Below are 17,085 nucleotides of genomic sequence, written 5' to 3' on the forward strand. Positions count from 1 at the left end.
TTCTTTCTTCGAGACAATACTGATTCTCAGAAATTCGCGGTACGTGGTGGCCCGGTCCCCGCTGCGGCGTCCCGCAACGTGACATAAAACCTTGGCACAGGTTGTGCACACTCATCGTCACCGGGGTTTTGCATCCACCTCTCCGGGGCTGGAAAGCCGCCGCCCGCGCGATATTTAAGGTAAGCGTAGCTCTGCGGCCCTTTTGAATGGCGCTTGACGCCTATTTTGTTCGCGTGGCGCGTCGCCGCGGCTTCCTTGTGTCGGACAACGCGTTGACGGCGGCTTCGAGTGCCTTCCGGTCGACGACGTTGGGATCGAACCGCTCCGGGCCCCAGAGGCGCATGTGTCCGTGCTCGGGATGGGCGGGGTCGCTGATGGCGGCGAGGTATTCGGCATAGCCTGGCGCACCGCCGACGTCTTCCGGAGGACAACGACCGGCGGCCTCGAGCAGGAAGGGAAGCCCCTCCGTCGTGGTGTTCTCGAACCATTTTTCGAGCTTGATCACATGGTCCCAGCTGTCGCCGAAGTCATAGAGATAGTGGATCGTCTTGGCGCCGGTCTCGCGAACGATATCGCACAGCCGCGCTTTGCGGGCATCCATGGGCTGGTGACCGTAATCATTGTCGGGGTCGGGAATCCCCCAATGTGCCTCACCAGCAAAGAACTCGAAGAGGTGACTGTTCGTCCAGCCGAATGCCTCCTGAAGCGTCAGATGCAGCCGATCAAGGCGCAGGGTGACGGGTACGACAAGGCGACGCATCACCTCCGGCTTCACATCCTTGAGGGTCACCTTGATCCGGACCGCGGTCGTGTTCAGGCTCATGCCGCCAGCCTCGGATCGCGTGTATGCATCGTATAGGTCGACGCCCAGGGAAGCAGTTCGTCCAGTCGCGCTGCAGGCCAACCATTGACGAGCTTGGCGAGAACGTCAGCGAGCCAGTGCTCGGCACTGAAGCCATTGAGCTTACAGGTCTCAATGAGCGAAGCCAGCAATGCCCAATTCCCGGCGCCTTCGTCGCAACCGGCAAAAAGAGAGTTCTTGGCGTTGAGCTTGATCGGTCGCATCGCACGCTCGACAGCATTCGTGTCCATTTCGATGCGCCCATCATCAAGATAGAGCGTCAGGCCGTCCCAATGACGTAGTGCATAGCGCAAAGCCTTCGCCGTGTCGCTCTTCTGCGCAAGGTGATCGAGCTTGGCCTCAAACCACTGCTTCAAGGCTGCAACCAGAGGCCGGGTATGCGCTTGTCGGCCAGCACGGCGCTCGTCCGCAGATCGGCCGCGGAGGGCCTTCTCGACCGCGTAAAGCTGGGCGATGCGCTCAAGAGCCTCGCGGGCAACCGGAGCTGGCGCAGGCGCAGCCTCCCGCTCGATCTTCACAAACTGGCGCCGCAGATGCGACCAGCAGAAGGCGAGCGTCCCGGACAGGGCGTCCGCACGCGTCTCTCGGGTCATGGTCTTGTAAGCCTGATAGCCGTCGCAGTGGATGATGCCGCGATAGCCCTCCAGCAGCCGCAAGCCATGAACGGCGCCGCGGCCCGGTGCATAGGCATAGACTACCCCAGGCGGATCAGGTCCGGCCCAAGGCCTGTCATCGCGTGACAGCGCCCAGAAGTAGCCGGTTTTTGTTCTGCCGCGCCCCGGATCCAGCACCGGCGCCGGGGTCTCATCGACACAGAGCTTCGAGGAGGCGAGCAGAAGCTGGCGCAGACGATGCCACACGGGCTTCAATTCCTGGGCGGCATAGCCGACCCAGAAGGCGAGCGTGGAACGATCCAGCGCTATTCCGTGCGTCGCCAGCATCTGCGCCTGGCGGTAAAGCGGCAAATGCCAGTGATACTTGGCATCGATCACATGCGCGACCAGCCGCTCGGTGGGCAATCCTCCCCTGATCAATCGCTCGGGAGCCGCGTGCTGCAGGACGACGCCATGACAGGCGCGGCAGGCCAGCTTGGGACGGCGGGTGATGATGACGCGATACTGCGCCGGAACGACGTCGAGCCTCTGGCTCTCATCCTGACCAATCTCGAAGAGGTTGCCCTTACAAGACGGGCAGCAGCTCTCGGCCGGCATCATAGTCTCGATGACGCGCGGCAAATGCTCCGGCAGCTGACCACGGTTGGCTCTGCGCGCGGCAGCTCTCTTCTCGCCTGTTTTGGGATTGGCACGATTCTCGGCGGCTTCGAGAGCCGCAACGGCCTGATCGATATCCTCCAGAACAAGCTGCAGCTGATCAGCGTCCAGCTTTTCCGAGGACCGACCGAACTGCGCATCTTTCGCAAGCTTGAGCAACCGCTCGAGCCGGGCGCAGCGATCCAGCAGAGCCGCGGCAAAGGCACGCAACTCGGCTGGATCGCTCGGTAGCTCATCAGGCAAATCACTCATTGGCCCGAGCTTGCCATGCTTCGCGTCACGATGCAGCGATGATTTGCATTTTTACGCAAGCGCTTTCGGCTGCGGGATCCGAGGCGCGTGCATGCGCGTCCAATCCATGCCGGCCAGCAGTGCTGACAGCTGGGCCCCATTCATCCGCATCACACCGGCCACGATGGGTGGCCATTTGAAGCCGCTGCCATCGAGCCGCTTCCAGTACATCACAAGGCCGCTGCCATCCCAGACGACGATCTTCACCCGATCGGCGCGCTTCGCACGGAACACCACCGCCACGCCCTTCATCGGGTCATGGCCCAGCGTATCCTTCGCCAGCAGCGCCAAGCCCTCTGCACCCTTCCTGAAGTCCACAGGTTGCGTCGCCACGTAGATCATGAGGCTCGCCGGCATCGTCAGCATGAACGTGTCCGTCGCAGCGCAATGAACACATCGCTCAACGCAGCAAGGCCAGGCGCCCCGCGCACCTCCACGCGCGCGCCCTGGAACTCAACCGTAACAATGGCTGCTTCCGGCGAACCGGAGGGCTCTGCGGCCGCAGGCAACGCTAATTCCGACACCACCGGCACGAACGACAGCGTGTCCGCCGACGCCGGCAATACCAACTGGCCCAAACGCGCCCGGCGCCGCCAATCATGCACCTGCTGGGGCCGGCAGCCATGGCGACGAGCGACGTCTGTTACAACCGCCCCCGGTTCGAGGCTTTCCGCCGCAATCTGCGCCTTCAAATCATCCGGCCAGCGCTTTCGACCTGCGCCAGCGAACACTTCAATACGCGGTGACAACGGTCGTCTTATGTCGTCAGAATGGTCGTCCATTGTGAGCACCCTTCCAGAAGATGACTCTTCTAACGGTGCTCTCAAGACTCCGCACAAACAATCAGACGGGCCTCGGCGCTACGCTTACTATTTAAGCGGGCGGCGTTTTTATTGATGTCCTAATCCGACAGTCCCGTTGTCCTAATTAGGACAGCGCTGGGATTTTGGTGCTGGGCCAACCTCCTGGTCCAAAGCGAACTTCGAAGCGGCTTGATTTTGAAAAGTTCACTTTGGAACTGAAGGTGGCTCGTCTGCATATTAAGTTCACTTGAACTCAAACCCTGCGGTTAGGACCCGTAAAGACGAGGTTGTGTCATGAAGCAGCGCCGTCGTTTCACGCAGACCGTGTCACTGGAAGAACGACTTGCCGGAGAAGCGAAACGCCTCCGCGAACAAGCTAAAGCCCTCCCTCACGGTCCTCAACGAGAGGACCTCCTCCGCAAAGCCAGACAGGCTGAGACCGGCTCGCACATGAGCGAGTGGCTGAGATCGCCGGGGCTTCAACCGCCCAAGCCAGCCTAGAAGCAGACGCGCCTGAGGTATCGCGTTGCCGGCACAGATCCGGATTCTGTCCCGGCGTGGTCATTCGCGTTGGCGGCATCAACGCTTGAGGATGAAGGTTTTCCCAATTTCTGCGGCTGGCCCGATGAACCTTGGCACGGGACGTGCAGACAAAACGATATCGGGATTTTACAATTTCCCTCCCGGGGCTGGAAAGCCGCCGTCCGCGCTTCATTTAAGCGGACGGCGTTCTTGCTTCTGAAGCCCAACAAGCAACCTGTCCCGACTTGATGTTCCGAGTGTCCCAATTGGGACAGCACCCGGGTTTGGGCGTGGTCTGTTTCCGACCTCACTGTCCGATTTTGAAACGAGCCGTGGCCGGATTTGAAGTCGTTCAATTGTCGTGAGGTGAGACAGCACGTCGCGGCAGGACGCAGTCACCCTCCACCTGTCACCGAGCGGCCCTTGGCAATCTACCGGTGATTGAAAACGCCATCACGCTCGCGCCTCGCTTCCCTCTTGGAAAGAAGCAACGCGGCAGAGCTTCGCGAAATCCTTCAGGCGCTCCGCAAGAAACTGAACCAACGCCGCCTCGATTGGCCGCCCCCGTCTTGATCCGTCACCGCGTTGGCGCGGCTGCTGCGGCGACAGAAACCGAGGGGAACCAGAACACTCTTTCACCAAGGCGGACAAGCGGCCGCTTCGAAACGTCGCGGCCTGCGGGAACAAAGTTCATGCGAATGGACGATGACCGCATCGAGATCGTCTCCCTAGCATTCACGCGCCTCGTTCGCTCGGTTCGATTCAAGATGCTCTGCGAACAGGCTCAAACCGAAGAAGGGTCTGCCACTTCCAGCCACGACCGCTTCGATCAACGAGGTACGATGAATGGATCAATTGTACGCCGAGCGGTTCGATAGCTCCCAGAGTTCGGAACACCGCCCATTCATTTCGGTGGCAATACCCACCTTCCGCCGACCGGAGATGGTGCGCCGCGCGATTGAAAGCGTGCTGCAGCAGGAGCACGCCGACTGGGAAATGGTGATCAGCGACGACGAAGGTCCGGAAGGCGCGACTTGGAGCATCCTGTCCGAGCACGCGCGGAGCGACCCGCGCATTCGCGTTATCGAGAACCACCGCGGCCGCGGCCAGGTTGAGAATACCAACAACGCGATGCTCGCATGTCGCGGCGACTGGATCAAAGTGCTGCACGACGACGACTGGCTCACGCCAGGATCGCTTGCGACTTTTGCGGAATTGGCGAGGACGTACCCCGCCGCTGCGTTCATGACCTCCACATCTCATCTCGTTCAGGACAGCGGCATAAGGTACCGGCGAGGACGCCAAGTTTATCTGTATTCGGGCCAGCAGTGCCTGGCGGATCTCTATCTGGCGGGCAAGACCCGATTGCTTGGGATTGTCCCGTCGACCCTGCTGATCAACGGCAAGGTCATCCGGGCCGGTTGCCTGATGCGAAACTACAAGTCGATCAGTTGGGGCGTGGACCAACTGTTCTTTCTCGATCTCGCCTGCCAGGGCGACATGGTGGCGATCGACGACGGTCTTGTGTTCTACGACACGACCAACCACGCGAGCATCACGGCATTGGGATCGTTCCCTCAGATTGACCAGGAGACCATCGAACTCAAGCACCTCGCCTGGAGCCTTCTGGAGGATAAGCGCGGACTTCCCGATCCTGAAACGATGGTGCGTGCATTGCGGGTTGCCCGGCTGCGCACACGGATCCGTCAGCAGCCCCTGAGCGCAACGATCCGCGATGCGCTTCAAATCTTGCGCCCCTCGGTTTTGAAGGCGGCCAACCTGGCGATCCGAGCCTGGGCGCGCGCACCGGGTGCGATTGCAACCTTACCGGGGATCGCTCATTGCACGGATTTCCTGTGAGCTCATTCGGCAGTCCCGGTGTCAGAGTTGCCACAGCTGCGTTTGAGACACCGAGATAGGTGACCGAAAATCAGTCCCTCCCAAAGCCGCTCCCGTCTCCCGATCCGGAGCGCACCGAGGAAGCCGGACGGGAGTATGCCGCGGCCCATCGGTCGCGGGAATTTTTGGCAATGCGGCGGACTTGACTGCCGCGCGCCCGCATAGACATCGGGCGCAGCTGTTTCGATGATCGCCAGGCCCTTGCGCTCTCGGTCGGACATCATCCAACCGATGCCACCCATCCGAATGAAAAAATCTGCCCTGCGACGGTGCCGGTCAGGCAATACGCACGTCTCCGTGGTCTGCCAATCCAAGACGATAAGGAAACCGTACCGGCCCTCGAGATGCATTTGCGCATGCGAATGCGGGGCAGGAAAATTTGGCAATTATGTGCTGAAACGAACAGAGGCGCGGTGAGGGTCGACTAAACTCGGATTCGCTTGGTCTTTGCCAAGGGCCAAGCATCCCCAAGCGGCCCCGGCCTTCACCCCTATCAAGTCCCACCGGCCGGGGCCGTCTTCAGGGACGAGCCTGTTTCCTGGCGTGGTGGCCTTTGATTCCGGGAGTGACGCGATTTGTGGCGCAGAACACAACCTGACGACGAATAGCTGTGGTAGGATGCGAGGCATTGCAACGCCAAGGGTCGTCAGCGCCCCGCGTGGGAACCGTATTAGGGTTGAGCTGTTGACCTGTTTCATAGATGGGCTCAATTATGATCGACGCTGCTAAATGCGAGGAACTCGCAAATCATTACAAGGTCCTCTCTCAAGCATCCGGGGTTTCGGCGGACAGGGCCTTCCTGTTGAAGAACATCGCCCGGAGCCTCACTGGCGTGGCTAGCCAATTGGACAGGCTGGCCGCCCTGACGAGAGACGAAGGAAGGGTGACGCCGCCACAGGTGTAGGAGGATGCAAGGCGGATCGAGACCGTCCGTAAAGGCAGCTATGATTGACCTGGTTCAACGGCGCTCCGCGTCCAGGTCTGCGATTGCCCAACCTGCAAGCGGCGGCCTTGGAATTCTCGTCGGCCAACGGGACGCCAACCACGCCCTGGGGTTGGGACAGCACCCGGATTGCAGCCGCCGAAATTAAATAGGAACAGTCCTCACAAGGCAGGGTTGGCGCCGATACTCTCTCTGACTGAGAGGCGGCGCCATGGTCCGGTACTTTTTCGATATCCGAGACGACACCGGCCTCTATGCCGACGATGAGGGACTGGAGTTTCGAACCCAGCGCGAAGCAGAGATCGAGGCGACGCAGACATTGAGCGGCCTTGCGCGCGACCTGGCGGGACACGAGGATCGAACAGACGTTGCGATCGAAGTCCGCACCGACGCCGGGCGGGTGTTCCAAGCCGCCCTCATCTTCGAGCCGCCGACAACGAAGCAATAGGCCACCACGGCTCGCCATAAGGGCGTGCAGGTCGCGACGGACCGAGGCCGCCTGATCGGTCCATTCCGCGGAGCGCTCGCCCCGCCTCATCTGCGATCTACCTCACTTTGCCCCATCTCGGTCCGCCGCGAGGACGGCGGCTCGTCGTCATGCCTCTGATCGAATTTGAATGTAGCGCTACAATATGTAACGCTAACATCAGTAGCGCTACTTTGTGTACCGTTCGAACAACCTCAGGAGGCACGATGAAGGCAATCCTCAAGATCGCTCTGGCGCTGTCTGTCCTCGCCGGCTCGGTGCCGGCGCAAGCCCAGATATCGAATGCCGCGACGGCATCGGGCGCCCCGAAGGTCGGCGCAAAGGTGACGAGGAAGTCTCAGTTGCACGACGGCTGCCACAGCCGGCACGCCCAGATGATTGGCAAGCCCTGCCGCTAGAAGCCCTGCCGCTAGCGGGCAAGCGATTCAAAGATCAAGTGATTCAAAGATGATGAGAGGCCGCCTCGGTTGGCGGCCTTTTTTGATTTTTGCCGATCCTCCGCATTCGTCACCCTTCGACTGAAGATGACGCGCATCAAAGACGCAGCCGACGCGCGCCGTCATAATTCCGCAATCCTGCGGCATCGAACCTTTTTGCGGTGTCCGGCTTTCTTCGGGATGCGATCGCAACGATGGGGACCAGGAACATGACGGAAGACGCGCACCCTAATGCTGTCAGGCGCACTCACCTCCTGGCGACGGCGCACGAGGAGATGGTGAAGTTCGAGCGGAAGGAAAACGAGTTTCGCAAGAAGGATCGCGAAGAGCGCGCCGCCGAACTCCGCCTTCCCCTGGGTGAGATCAAGGTCCACTGAGCCTGCCGACGGGCTTCCGATCTGACCAAGGCTGCGCCGCGATGGCGGCTAGCCGCCGTACCGGCCGTCGGGAATGCGCGTCGCAGAATTGGGCCGGCAGAGCCAGCCCGTGTTTATGTCGAGGATCCGGCATTGCGCTCGGGGTGCGACCCGGAGCCGTTGCGCGGCATTTAAGGTATTTAAATACCAAAACTAAGCCATTGATCGCACAACGAAATCGCCCGACCCCCTACTGTGCATGGGGTTGTTTTCCATGTTTTGAAAGGGCGCGGCGGCGTCCTGGGTGCCCACCCAGGAATCGAAGCGCCTGCTTTAGCCCGGTCCGGCCTTGGCTGCCGTCCGCCGGTACGCCTTACAGCAGCGCCAGCAGCACGAGGCCGATCACCAGCACGACGAAGCCAGCCGCCGTCGCGGCGGCGAATGACCGCTCTACGTTATCCATGATGCCACCCCGCTGCCGGCGCACCACGTTTCCCCCATGGCGTCGCCGACGATGCGAAATCTCGCCGAGGGGTGTGGCTCCAGTGGTGCGATCGGGTGGCCAAATTGGGACGCGTGCGGGGCCAGTCTGCGGCCTCCCGACGCGGATTTCGGTGTCGGCCGTCAGGCACCCGTAAGCCTGGTCTCCTAGTCTGGCTGTGCCCGGTGGACCAACACCGGGCCTCCATACACAGTCGAGGACCCCGCTCTGCCCCGAGCGGGGTTTTCTGTTTGCGGGCACGGAGGTGCGGCAGGTTGAAAGCCGATCTGCCGGCCCTGTCAGGCTGTCGTAAGCTCAACCGGCTAGGCTCGTCTGGCTACGGTGTTGCAGCCCAGCACCTCAGCCTCCAATAACCTTTCACCCGCTTGGCTCTCCCCAAGCGGGTTTTTTTCATGCCTGCCGGCCGCTTCACCGAGCCCTCTCCTCTCGCGTCAGCCGCAGCGAGAAGGCGCGGATCGCAGGCGCTGCGAGCAGCACGATCGGCAGCATCGCGGCCCACGCGATCAGCCACGACACCATCCAGTGCGCGAGGAAGACCGTCGCGCCAGAAGCGGGAAAGCTGGCGATGCCCGCCGCGATCAGCGAGGTCAGGCCGGACTGGATGACACCGAAGACGAAATGAGAGTAGCGGCGGGGAATGCCGAGCATGACGCGCCCATGTTGTTTGCCGTCATGAAGCCAAGCAAGGCATATGCCGCAGCGCGCATGGAGTGGACTTCGACGTACACCGCCGGCGCTGGATCAGTGCCGCGAATCGGACAGCGGCGCGCGCCGCCTCGCTTCAGTGCAATCGGGCCGGCTCGATAGTCCTTCGAAACGCCAGAACGTGACGACGCTGGTCTCGCCGCACTCTTCGCAAACGAGCTTCTCGTCACCGAGCATGAAACGCGCGCGCTTGAAGCTCGATGAGGACGCGGGATGCCGGCAATGGGGACAGGTCAGCGAGAAATTCCGTGCACCCCAGCGCAGCACAAGATGTCTCAGCCAGCTCACACCTTCCCCTTCGTGACATCGCGTTCGAACCGTCGTTCACAAGCAGAGCATAGATACATGACACGCAAAAGTGGAAAAGTATCGACCGCACCTGTTCGCTTCGAATGGCGGCAGCAACGCGCGCCGCTTTGGGTTCCACAAGATACGGGATGGGATCCGGACCGCGCTTCGCAGCGATGTGTCAAATGCGCGGATCCCGCATTCCGGGGTTCTCCGTCCATGAACAGAGTTCCTCGGTGCGGATGGTTACACGGCAAGACCGGATGAATTTGCCATGCCTTGCCCGGATTCCGTGCACGGTTTTCGGAACTCGATTTCGTTTGTTTCGGACCGCGCGCGGTTCCAAAGATTACCGTGAACTATCCAAGGCTTACCGCCAAATTTCGCTTGTCGCAGGAATAGGGTGACGCCCAACATGTTCACCGGTGATGGAGGGTGAATCGTGGAGGTGACCATGAATCACAGGGGCGTTGAGTTCACAGTTGCCAAGACGGCGCTTCCCGGAGTCTGGCAGTGGCAGTTCCGCATCGGTGACGAGATCAGGACGGGCAAGACCGAGACGAGGATCGATCTGTTGGCGATCCGGCGCGTGCAGCTGCGCATCGATCGGGAGCTGAAGGCGATCGGGCGCAAGACCGCATGAACAAACCAGCCGAGCCGGGCTCCGCAGCCACACGCGCGAGGCGTCGTCCGTAGCGGCCCGGAATTGATCTATCCAAGGTTTGGGACTGCACTGCGCGCGCCCATGGCCCGGGAGGCGGGACCATCATGTGACCGGTGCCAGCCATGCCGCTCTACTTCTTTCGAATTCGGAACGGCCGCTATTCCGGCTGTGCGGACCAGGCGACGGAGTTTGCCGATCGCGATGCGGCCTGGAAGATGATGACCAGCATCTGCGCCGACATGGCCGCCGGCCTCGCGCGCAAGCTCAACGAAAATTCCGAATGGCACATGGAGCTGCTGGACGAGGCCAAGGAGCCCGTGTTCCGGATCCGCATCATCGCGGAATCGTTCGAGGAGACTTGAGGCCTAGTCGGCGCTGGGCAGCCGCCGCATGGTGAATTCGATCTCGCCGCCCGGCAGTTCGCGCCAGGTCTCGACCGCGCTCATATAGCCGGCCTTGGGGTAGCGGGCGAAGAATGCCTCCGCCCTCGCCCGCGCCGCCGGGCGCGGCAGAGTGAAAGTCTCACGCAAGAAGCCGTCGCCGCCGCGCTCGCCCGGCTTGCCGCCCATCTTGCGCCGGCGCGCCATCCGCTCGGCGAGATCCCGCGGACGATCGGCCATGCCGTCCCTCCTCAACGCAATACGCTCTCGGAGATGTAGGGAGCAGGCCGGCCGAAGAGGAGTCCCGGCCGGAGGCATCAGCCGCCTCCGATCGGGGACAAGGTCAATTGGCGGTCGTGCCGGACTTCTTCTTGGGCGCGCTGGTTGCGGCCGATGCCTTCGGCGCAGCCGCCTGCTTCGGCGGGTCGGAACGCATGTTGCCCCAGGGATCGTTGGACGCCTTGGAGTCCGGAATCTTCTTCAGCGTTTCCTTGTAGGCCTTGTCACGCTCGGCTTCCGCGGCCTTTTCCTCGGGGGTCTTGCCCGGACCTTCCTGCAGCAAATTGAGATTGGGCATTTGCGCGTAGGCCGGTCCCGCCAGCACGGCCAGCAGCACCGCCGCCATACGGAAGAGCTTCATCATTGACTCCTTGATCATCCATGAAGGGCGGGTCAACCGCGCCTTGTCGTTCTTGTCAACGGCCCGCTAGGCCGAATGGCGCGCTAGAGCCGGTCCGATCTGCACGATTTCGGCGCCTGCAGCCAGTCGTCCCAAATCGGGCCGCATCTGGTGCACCCGTCCAGCGCGAGACCCAGCGCTATCAACCCAAACACAAGGACACACCGACGCAACATCGCCCACCCGTTCCCAAGCCCAGTATCATATCGGCCCAAGTCAGGCATTTTCAAGCCGACAGAGCCGACCGAAGACCGGGTGACTTTGCCGCGCCGATGCGCGCAGAATAGCCGAAACATCCAGCAACACAGGGGGGACCGACAGCAATGCCATCGCAGCCAGAAGCCGAGTTCGGCATCGCTGAGGCCAGACGCATACTCGGCGAGGTCTTTGCGCCCTGGGTCCAGGATCTCAACCTCGCCGTCGAGCGCCTCGAGCACCTGCCGCCGCCGGACGAGCCGGACTGGCAGCCGGGCGCGCTCCTGCGCATGCCATTCTCGGAGCGGCTGTGCCGCAACGGCGGCGTGGTGTGCGGCCAGGCGCTGATGGCGCTTGCCGATACCGCGATGGTGATCGCGAACCTCGCCGCCAATCGCGGCTATCGTCCGATGACGACGGTCGATCAGACCACGCATTTCATGCGTGCGGTCTCCTCCTCGGATGTGCTCGCCGACGCCCGCGTGGTGCGGCTCGGACGCACCATGAGCTTTGGCCGCGTCACGCTGCTCTCGGCCTCCGACAACAAGCAGGTGGCGATGGTGTCGAGCGCGTTCGCGATGCTGCCGGGCTGAGCATCATCCAAAAAGAAGAGAGCCGCGTGAGCGCGCAAGGCGCTCCGCGGCTCTCCAATCAATTTCGCATCGAAGCGAGGGACTGAAGCGCGATTGCGTCCGCGCTTCGGTCAGCTTCAGGAATTACTTGCCGAGAATTTAGTCAGCCGCGGTGACGACGCTGACGGTCGGATTCTTTCCGCAATAGGCACCGAACTTCTTGGCGTTCTCGATGAACACCTCGGTGTCGATGATCGCGTTGTCCTCGTCGCCCTTGTACCAGCCGTCCATCCAGGTCAGCACGACCGCGATGTTGTCTTCGCCGCTCTCGAGGAACTGCTTGCAGGTCATGGTCGAGAGGTCCCACTTGACGGCGTGGGCGGGCATCGACGACAGCGAGAGCGCTGCGGCGAACAGAAGCGAAAGCGTGGTCTTCATCAATATCTCCATCGGCGCGTAACGCCATAAAGGAAGGGCTTGTGAGGGAAGTCGGCGGGAAGTGACTCACCGCTCCAACGTCGTAAACGAAGTCTGAAGCGCTGTGCAAGTAGCGCCAGTATTGAGTTTATTTCAACGTAATTTCTATGCACTACTTCACAATCATCGTTATGGATTAATGCCGATGATCGAGAAACGTGCAGCGCAGCGTTACCGTGTTTTCAAGGGTGGAACGATCACCTTTGAAAGCAGCGGCATCGCGTGCACGGTGCGAAACATGTCGGAAGGCGGCGCGGCGATCGAGCTCGATTCCCCCGTCATATTGCCGAAATCATTCACGCTCTCGATCGCGCGCGACAATTTCGTACGGAATTGCCGCACCGTATGGCGCAATGACAGGCGCATCGGCCTCGCTTTCGTACGATAGCGCGCGCGATGTGAACAACCGTTCGCATCGCATACACAACGCAGCATCATGCTTGCTTTATACGACGTCGACGACGCCAGCGCAGGCTCGCGATGATCAGCAGGATGATCGCGAACACAATTGCTGACGACGACACCCAAAATCGTCCGCCCGGACGATCGATGGTGCGCGACCACAGCGACGGCCCTTCACCCGGCCGCGCCAGGCGAAACGCAACGACGCTGTCGCCGATCGAGGTGCCGACCTCGGAGTGGCCGCCGGCGCCGATCGCGACATACTGCTCGCCCTTCCAGAGATAGGTCATGGGGTTGGCGACGCCGGGCACCGGCAGCCGGCCTTGCCATAACTCGCGGCCGCTTCGCGCATCGAAGGCGCGCAGATAGGCATCCATCGCGCCGGTGAAGACGAGACCGCCTGCGGTGACCGCGAGCCCGTTGACGAGCGGCGCGCCCCACGGCAGCGGCACGCCGAGCGGCGCAAGGTCTTCCGTGGTACCGACCGTCGAACGCCAGAGGATCTTGCCGGCTTTCAGATCGACCGCGACCATCTCGCCCCAAGGCGGCTTGTTGCAAAGAAGCCCGAGCGGCGACATCACCACCGCGCGCGACATCGCGAACGGCGCGCCCTTCTGCTGGCCGAAATCATGACCGGGAGGCGGATCGAATCCAGCCGCCTCCGCACGCGGGATCAGCTTGATGAGATGAACGGCGCGGGCGGTGTTGGCGTAGAGGATCTGGTTGACCGGGTCGAAGGCTGCGCTACCCCAGTTGACGCCGCCGCCGGTGAAGGGAAACTCCGCCGTGCCTTGCGTCGAGGGTGGGGTGAACACCCCCTCGTTACGTGCCTCCGCGAACTGCCTTTCGCAAGCGGAGCGACCCAGGCCAGGGAGGAGCGAGAGCGCATCCTCAGTCGAGATTCTTTGCGATGTCAGCGGCGGCACATGCGTCGGGAATGGCTGCGTCGGCGACAGTCGTTCACCTTCCGCGCCGCCTTGCGGCACCACGCGCTCTTCCACCGGCCACACCGGCTTGCCGGTATCGCGGTCGAGCACGAAGACAAATCCCTGCTTGGTCGGCTGAATCACGACATCGCGCAGGCCGTCTCCGGTGTCGATACGCGTCAGCGTCGGCTGCGACGCCAGGTCGTAATCCCAGACGTCGTGATGCACGGTCTGGAATGCCCACACGAGCTCGCCGGTCTCGATGCGCAGCGCGACCACCGAATTGGCGTGCTCGTTGTTGCCCGGCCGCTTGCCGCCCCAAAAGTCCGGCGACGGCGAGGATGTCGGCAGGAAAACCAGCCCGCGCGCCGCGTCGACCGACATCGGCGCCCAGACATTGGCGTGACCAGCTTCGACACCGTCGCGCTTGAGCGGTTCGAAGGTCCAGCGCGGCTGGCCGCTGCGCGCATCGAACGCGCGCACCACGCCGCTCGGCGCGTCGACGCGGCGGTTGTCGCCGATCGCGGAGCCGATCACGACGACACCGCGGCCGACCGCCGGTGGCGAGGTGATCTGGAATTCGCCAGGCCAGTCCAGCTTCATGCCGATATCCGGCCTGACCCCACCGCCAGTGCCGAAACCGGCGCAGGGAATCCCGATCTTTGCATCGAGCGCGATCAGGCGGACATCGTTCGTGCCCATGAAGATACGCGATCGGCAGGCGGCATTCGCGGGCGCCTCATCGTCGATCCAGTAGGTCACGCCGCGGCAGACATAGCGGTTGGCGGGCCGCTGGTTGGTCGCGATCTTTGGATCGAAGCGCCATTTCTGCGCGCCCGTGCCGGGATCGAGCGCGATCACCTCATTGAAGGGCGAGCAGAAGATCAGGCTGTCCTCGACGAACAATGGCGTCGCCTGGAATTTGGTTCGCCGCATCACCTCGGGCGGCCGCGCCGCGAGATCGCCGGTATGGAATTCGAAGGCCCGAACCAGATTGCCGACGTTGTCGGGCGTGACTTCCCGCAAGGGCGAGAAGCGTGAGCCGCCGGGATCGCCACCCCAGCTCTCCCAGGCGATGCCCGGCCACGACGAAAACAGGAGGAGCACGATGGCGGCGGCCGACTGACACAGACGGCTCGCCAACGCCCCCCTCATTTATTTGGGCTTCTTGGCAGGTTCAGCCGGACGGGCTCCGCCCCACGGGTCGTACTTCTCCTTGGGCTCCGGAATGCGCTCGAGCGCGGCCTTGTAGGCCTTTTCGTCGACCTTGGGCTTATTGTCCGACTTCGCTTCGTTCGGCTGGCCTCTGCTGCGGCCCTGCGCCTGCGCCGACGCAGCCGTTAGTGCGAGCACGGCGGCCGCGATGACCAAAATCCGCATTGATGCAATCCCCCTCGTCTGGGGCACAAATTAGCCTGCAATCCCGTAATAGCAAATGCCGGGGGGCCGGGATTTCAGCAAATCTTGATCGGCCGGGACTTTGCCAGATCGCATTCCTGCCTATCTGTTGGCCCGCAGGGGACCTTCACGGATGTTGCGGATTGTTGCTCATGCGGCGCTGCTGGCCAGCGCGCTCGCACTCGGTTCTTGCGGCTTCGCCGACAGCCGCGCGCCGGTGCCCGAGTTCATGCGCCTGAAGGAAGCCGAGCAGCCGCCCCCCGAAGCGCCCCCTGACGTCAAACGCGTGGTCCGCGAGCAGATCAACGTGGTCTTCCTCAACTCGTCTTATCCGCGGGAGGTGCACGTCGCCCCGCCCCATCGGGAGGTGCGGGGACAGGGCTGGACCGCCTGCGTCAGCGCGCAGCTCACCTCCGCCACCGGCTCCACGCTCGGCACCCAGATTTACATCGTGACGATATCAGGCGGAAAGGTCGTCGATCGCCGCCGCGCGGAAGCGGACGACATCTGCGGGACGGAAACCTACGAGCCGATCTAGGAACAAATCACGCCGACACGCGCTCCGGTTCCGGGAAAAACCTGTAATTCGACCCGGAACGATCACCGCCTCCCCTTCTTGTTACCCCCGAGGGCAGTTTCGGAGGAGGACACGATGAGGACATTCACGATCGCACTACTGGCTAGCGTCGGCGCCCTCGCTGCGGCGAGCGGCGCGAAGGCCGCGGACATCTACACGACCAGCGAATACGCCAACCCTGAGCTCGTTCAGGAAGTCCGGCTTGTCTGCGATGACGCCGGCAATTGCTATCGCACCCGTGGCGGCTCGCGCGGGATCGTGCGCGACTCCTACAACGCCATGCCGCGCGATCGCTATTACGAGCGTCGCACCTATCGCGACTGGGACGATGGTCCGCGCGGCGGCGTCGGCATTCGGGCGCCCGGCGTCAGTGTCGGCGTCGGTGTCGGCGGCGACCGCTGGTAGTCACTGAAGCTGTAACAGGGCAGGACCGGACGAGAGCCACTCGCCCGGTCCTGTCCATGTCAGGTTTCGAGCGGATCGGCCGGCGCGACGAAGCGCGTTGACGACGGGAGCTGCGCGATGAAGCGGGCGAGCACCATGCCGGCACACATCGCGGCGACGAAGATGAAAGCGGACGCCGAGCCGAATCCGAGCGCGGTGAGCGCAGGGCCCGGGCAAAAGCCTGCGAGCCCCCATCCGATGCCGAAGATGGCAGGACCGGCGACAATTCTCGGATCGATGTCTTTTCGCGTCGGAAGGTAAAAGCGGTCCGCGAAAAACGGTCGCGCGAGTTTCAAGACACGGCTGAAGCCGATGAAGGTTACCGCGACAGCACCCGCCATCACGAAGGCGAGGCTCGCATCCCACGTTCCGGCGGGAACGCCGGCGACGTCCAAGAAGTTCAGCACCTTTGCCGGATTCGACATGCCGGAGACGATGAGCCCGATACCGAAGAGGAGGCCGATCGCGAATTGGATGAGGATTGCCATCGTCGTCAGCCCCAGTGCCGCATCACGAAGACAGTGGCGATGCCCGCCGACATGAAGGTGATGGTCGCGACCAGCGATCGCAGCGACAGCCGCGACAGGCCGCAGACGCCATGGCCGGACGTGCAGCCGCTGCCCCAGACCGCACCGAAGCCCGTGAGCAATCCGGCGACGATCAGCACCGGCGTTCCCGCCGCGATCGTTTGCACCGGCAGGTTTCCGCTGACGATGCGCACCAGGATGGGCGCGGCGACGAGGCCGGCGACGAAAGCGAGCCGGCCGGCGAACTCGCGGTCCTCGTAAGGCGGAAACAGCCGCGCCGCGATGCCGCTGACACCGGCGATCCGTCCCGTTGCCCACATCAGGAGCACGGCGGACAGGCCGATTAACGCGCCACCAAGGAGCGACGCCATCGGCGTGAAAGGTGTGGCGATCATTGTGATCCTCCAGGTCGAGAGCTTCCATCATGGCACGCCGCGGCGGCCCGAATGCTCAATGAGACGTTAATATTACCATTCGA

Annotated in this window: 23 protein-coding genes; 10 read left to right on the forward strand and 13 right to left on the reverse strand. The window is 62.6% G+C overall.

Going from position 1 to position 17,085, the window contains the following annotated elements:
- Positions 1–220: 220 nt before the first annotated feature.
- The 4 genes from HAP41_RS32825 to tnpA are packed head-to-tail and all read right to left on the reverse strand — an operon-like array spanning position 221 to position 3,206.
- Positions 221–823 (reverse strand): plasmid pRiA4b ORF-3 family protein, encoded by a 603-nt coding sequence (locus tag HAP41_RS32825; protein WP_166055583.1) that lies wholly within the window; start codon positions 821–823, stop codon positions 221–223.
- A complete protein-coding gene (gene tnpC, locus HAP41_RS32830; RefSeq protein WP_166086948.1) occupies positions 820–2,385 on the reverse strand; it encodes an IS66 family transposase in 1,566 nt (521 codons plus the stop codon). Before tnpC ends, HAP41_RS32825 begins: the two co-directional genes overlap by 4 nt.
- A gap of 51 nt (positions 2,386–2,436) precedes the next feature.
- Positions 2,437–2,790 (reverse strand): IS66 family insertion sequence element accessory protein TnpB, encoded by a 354-nt coding sequence (gene tnpB, locus HAP41_RS32835; protein WP_166065968.1) that lies wholly within the window; start codon positions 2,788–2,790, stop codon positions 2,437–2,439.
- On the reverse strand, positions 2,784–3,206 hold the full coding sequence (tnpA, locus tag HAP41_RS32840; RefSeq protein WP_166055731.1) for an IS66-like element accessory protein TnpA: 423 nt from the start codon (positions 3,204–3,206) through the stop codon (positions 2,784–2,786). The genes tnpB and tnpA overlap by 7 nt, the downstream gene beginning before the upstream one ends.
- A gap of 1,389 nt (positions 3,207–4,595) precedes the next feature.
- Between tnpA and HAP41_RS32850 the strand changes: the two genes are divergently transcribed.
- From HAP41_RS32850 to HAP41_RS32865, 4 genes are all read left to right on the forward strand, one after another.
- Positions 4,596–5,609 carry a glycosyltransferase family 2 protein gene (locus HAP41_RS32850; RefSeq protein WP_063982345.1) on the forward strand — a complete coding sequence of 338 codons (1,014 nt, stop codon included), beginning with the start codon at positions 4,596–4,598 and terminating at the stop codon, positions 5,607–5,609.
- Positions 5,610–6,802: 1,193 nt separating this feature from the next.
- On the forward strand, positions 6,803–7,039 hold the full coding sequence (locus tag HAP41_RS32855; protein WP_063986255.1) for a DUF6894 family protein: 237 nt from the start codon (positions 6,803–6,805) through the stop codon (positions 7,037–7,039).
- A 245-nt stretch (positions 7,040–7,284) separates the two neighbouring features.
- Positions 7,285–7,476 (forward strand): hypothetical protein, encoded by a 192-nt coding sequence (locus HAP41_RS32860; protein WP_085404274.1) that lies wholly within the window; start codon positions 7,285–7,287, stop codon positions 7,474–7,476.
- 248 nt (positions 7,477–7,724) lie between these two features.
- Positions 7,725–7,892 carry a hypothetical protein gene (locus HAP41_RS32865; RefSeq protein ID WP_166091034.1) on the forward strand — a complete coding sequence of 56 codons (168 nt, stop codon included), beginning with the start codon at positions 7,725–7,727 and terminating at the stop codon, positions 7,890–7,892.
- An 889-nt stretch (positions 7,893–8,781) separates the two neighbouring features.
- Here the strand turns inward: HAP41_RS32865 and HAP41_RS32870 are convergent.
- Both HAP41_RS32870 and HAP41_RS32875 read right to left on the reverse strand, forming a co-directional pair.
- Positions 8,782–9,021 (reverse strand): DUF2798 domain-containing protein, encoded by a 240-nt coding sequence (locus HAP41_RS32870; protein ID WP_041954813.1) that lies wholly within the window; start codon positions 9,019–9,021, stop codon positions 8,782–8,784.
- 93 nt (positions 9,022–9,114) lie between these two features.
- Positions 9,115–9,366 (reverse strand): hypothetical protein, encoded by a 252-nt coding sequence (locus tag HAP41_RS32875; protein WP_148312138.1) that lies wholly within the window; start codon positions 9,364–9,366, stop codon positions 9,115–9,117.
- Positions 9,367–9,820: 454 nt separating this feature from the next.
- On the opposite strand from HAP41_RS32875, the gene HAP41_RS32880 reads away from it, so the two are divergent.
- Positions 9,821–10,009 (forward strand): hypothetical protein, encoded by a 189-nt coding sequence (locus HAP41_RS32880; protein ID WP_166091030.1) that lies wholly within the window; start codon positions 9,821–9,823, stop codon positions 10,007–10,009.
- Between the two features lie 143 nt (positions 10,010–10,152).
- Positions 10,153–10,392: a DUF6894 family protein gene (locus HAP41_RS32885; RefSeq protein ID WP_028152656.1), complete on the forward strand. Its 240-nt coding sequence runs from the start codon at positions 10,153–10,155 to the stop codon at positions 10,390–10,392.
- A 3-nt stretch (positions 10,393–10,395) separates the two neighbouring features.
- Here HAP41_RS32885 and HAP41_RS32890 read toward each other — a convergent pair whose 3' ends face one another.
- Entirely contained in the window at positions 10,396–10,650 is a 255-nt protein-coding gene (locus tag HAP41_RS32890) for a hypothetical protein (protein WP_014494095.1), read from the reverse strand.
- Between the two features lie 103 nt (positions 10,651–10,753).
- The gene (locus tag HAP41_RS32895; RefSeq protein ID WP_081369444.1) at positions 10,754–11,050 is read right to left on the reverse strand and encodes a hypothetical protein; all 297 of its coding nucleotides are present in this window, start codon (positions 11,048–11,050) and stop codon (positions 10,754–10,756) included.
- A gap of 362 nt (positions 11,051–11,412) precedes the next feature.
- Between HAP41_RS32895 and HAP41_RS32900 the strand changes: the two genes are divergently transcribed.
- Positions 11,413–11,877 (forward strand): PaaI family thioesterase, encoded by a 465-nt coding sequence (locus tag HAP41_RS32900; RefSeq protein WP_166091020.1) that lies wholly within the window; start codon positions 11,413–11,415, stop codon positions 11,875–11,877.
- 138 nt (positions 11,878–12,015) lie between these two features.
- On the opposite strand, the gene HAP41_RS32905 is transcribed toward HAP41_RS32900, so the two are convergent.
- Positions 12,016–12,294, reverse strand: coding sequence for an HdeA family protein (locus HAP41_RS32905; RefSeq protein ID WP_166091009.1), 279 nt, complete (start codon positions 12,292–12,294; stop codon positions 12,016–12,018).
- 184 nt (positions 12,295–12,478) lie between these two features.
- On the opposite strand from HAP41_RS32905, the gene HAP41_RS32910 reads away from it, so the two are divergent.
- On the forward strand, positions 12,479–12,721 hold the full coding sequence (locus tag HAP41_RS32910) for a PilZ domain-containing protein (RefSeq protein ID WP_071917354.1): 243 nt from the start codon (positions 12,479–12,481) through the stop codon (positions 12,719–12,721).
- A 46-nt stretch (positions 12,722–12,767) separates the two neighbouring features.
- Here HAP41_RS32910 and HAP41_RS32915 read toward each other — a convergent pair whose 3' ends face one another.
- Positions 12,768–14,816: a pyrroloquinoline quinone-dependent dehydrogenase gene (locus HAP41_RS32915; RefSeq protein WP_166091007.1), complete on the reverse strand. Its 2,049-nt coding sequence runs from the start codon at positions 14,814–14,816 to the stop codon at positions 12,768–12,770.
- Positions 14,817–15,041: a hypothetical protein gene (locus tag HAP41_RS32920; protein WP_085404269.1), complete on the reverse strand. Its 225-nt coding sequence runs from the start codon at positions 15,039–15,041 to the stop codon at positions 14,817–14,819.
- Positions 15,042–15,192: 151 nt separating this feature from the next.
- On the opposite strand from HAP41_RS32920, the gene HAP41_RS32925 reads away from it, so the two are divergent.
- On the forward strand, positions 15,193–15,597 hold the full coding sequence (locus tag HAP41_RS32925; protein WP_166090987.1) for a hypothetical protein: 405 nt from the start codon (positions 15,193–15,195) through the stop codon (positions 15,595–15,597).
- 114 nt (positions 15,598–15,711) lie between these two features.
- Positions 15,712–16,041: a hypothetical protein gene (locus tag HAP41_RS32930; protein ID WP_166090980.1), complete on the forward strand. Its 330-nt coding sequence runs from the start codon at positions 15,712–15,714 to the stop codon at positions 16,039–16,041.
- Positions 16,042–16,100: 59 nt separating this feature from the next.
- On the opposite strand, the gene HAP41_RS32935 is transcribed toward HAP41_RS32930, so the two are convergent.
- Positions 16,101–16,568, reverse strand: coding sequence for a DUF6691 family protein (locus HAP41_RS32935; protein WP_166090975.1), 468 nt, complete (start codon positions 16,566–16,568; stop codon positions 16,101–16,103).
- Between the two features lie 5 nt (positions 16,569–16,573).
- Complete coding sequence (locus HAP41_RS32940) at positions 16,574–17,002, reverse strand: YeeE/YedE family protein (protein ID WP_166090967.1); 429 nt, start codon at positions 17,000–17,002, stop codon at positions 16,574–16,576.
- Positions 17,003–17,085 lie beyond the last annotated feature (83 nt).

Origin of the sequence: Bradyrhizobium barranii subsp. apii, from assembly GCF_011516635.5 — a bacterium.
GTDB lineage: Bacteria > Pseudomonadota > Alphaproteobacteria > Rhizobiales > Xanthobacteraceae > Bradyrhizobium > Bradyrhizobium barranii.

Excerpts from the sequence above, each read along its gene's own strand:
- HAP41_RS32905 (WP_166091009.1), bottom strand. The coding sequence starts at position 12,294 with ATGAAGACCACGCTTTCGCTTCTGTTCGCCGCAGCGCTCTCGCTGTCG.
- HAP41_RS32930 (WP_166090980.1), top strand. The coding sequence starts at position 15,712 with ATGAGGACATTCACGATCGCACTACTGGCTAGCGTCGGCGCCCTCGCT.
- HAP41_RS32880 (WP_166091030.1), top strand. The coding sequence starts at position 9,821 with ATGAATCACAGGGGCGTTGAGTTCACAGTTGCCAAGACGGCGCTTCCC.
- HAP41_RS32910 (WP_071917354.1), top strand. The coding sequence starts at position 12,479 with ATGATCGAGAAACGTGCAGCGCAGCGTTACCGTGTTTTCAAGGGTGGA.
- HAP41_RS32900 (WP_166091020.1), top strand. The coding sequence starts at position 11,413 with ATGCCATCGCAGCCAGAAGCCGAGTTCGGCATCGCTGAGGCCAGACGC.
- tnpB (WP_166065968.1), bottom strand. The coding sequence starts at position 2,790 with ATGCTGACGATGCCGGCGAGCCTCATGATCTACGTGGCGACGCAACCT.
- HAP41_RS32915 (WP_166091007.1), bottom strand. The coding sequence starts at position 14,816 with ATGAGGGGGGCGTTGGCGAGCCGTCTGTGTCAGTCGGCCGCCGCCATC.
- HAP41_RS32850 (WP_063982345.1), top strand. The coding sequence starts at position 4,596 with ATGGATCAATTGTACGCCGAGCGGTTCGATAGCTCCCAGAGTTCGGAA.
- tnpA (WP_166055731.1), bottom strand. The coding sequence starts at position 3,206 with ATGGACGACCATTCTGACGACATAAGACGACCGTTGTCACCGCGTATT.
- HAP41_RS32925 (WP_166090987.1), top strand. The coding sequence starts at position 15,193 with ATGTTGCGGATTGTTGCTCATGCGGCGCTGCTGGCCAGCGCGCTCGCA.
- HAP41_RS32890 (WP_014494095.1), bottom strand. The coding sequence starts at position 10,650 with ATGGCCGATCGTCCGCGGGATCTCGCCGAGCGGATGGCGCGCCGGCGC.
- HAP41_RS32940 (WP_166090967.1), bottom strand. The coding sequence starts at position 17,002 with ATGATCGCCACACCTTTCACGCCGATGGCGTCGCTCCTTGGTGGCGCG.
- HAP41_RS32895 (WP_081369444.1), bottom strand. The coding sequence starts at position 11,050 with ATGAAGCTCTTCCGTATGGCGGCGGTGCTGCTGGCCGTGCTGGCGGGA.
- HAP41_RS32825 (WP_166055583.1), bottom strand. The coding sequence starts at position 823 with ATGAGCCTGAACACGACCGCGGTCCGGATCAAGGTGACCCTCAAGGAT.
- HAP41_RS32870 (WP_041954813.1), bottom strand. The coding sequence starts at position 9,021 with ATGCTCGGCATTCCCCGCCGCTACTCTCATTTCGTCTTCGGTGTCATC.
- HAP41_RS32860 (WP_085404274.1), top strand. The coding sequence starts at position 7,285 with ATGAAGGCAATCCTCAAGATCGCTCTGGCGCTGTCTGTCCTCGCCGGC.
- tnpC (WP_166086948.1), bottom strand. The coding sequence starts at position 2,385 with ATGAGTGATTTGCCTGATGAGCTACCGAGCGATCCAGCCGAGTTGCGT.
- HAP41_RS32885 (WP_028152656.1), top strand. The coding sequence starts at position 10,153 with ATGCCGCTCTACTTCTTTCGAATTCGGAACGGCCGCTATTCCGGCTGT.
- HAP41_RS32865 (WP_166091034.1), top strand. The coding sequence starts at position 7,725 with ATGACGGAAGACGCGCACCCTAATGCTGTCAGGCGCACTCACCTCCTG.
- HAP41_RS32920 (WP_085404269.1), bottom strand. The coding sequence starts at position 15,041 with ATGCGGATTTTGGTCATCGCGGCCGCCGTGCTCGCACTAACGGCTGCG.
- HAP41_RS32855 (WP_063986255.1), top strand. The coding sequence starts at position 6,803 with ATGGTCCGGTACTTTTTCGATATCCGAGACGACACCGGCCTCTATGCC.
- HAP41_RS32935 (WP_166090975.1), bottom strand. The coding sequence starts at position 16,568 with ATGGCAATCCTCATCCAATTCGCGATCGGCCTCCTCTTCGGTATCGGG.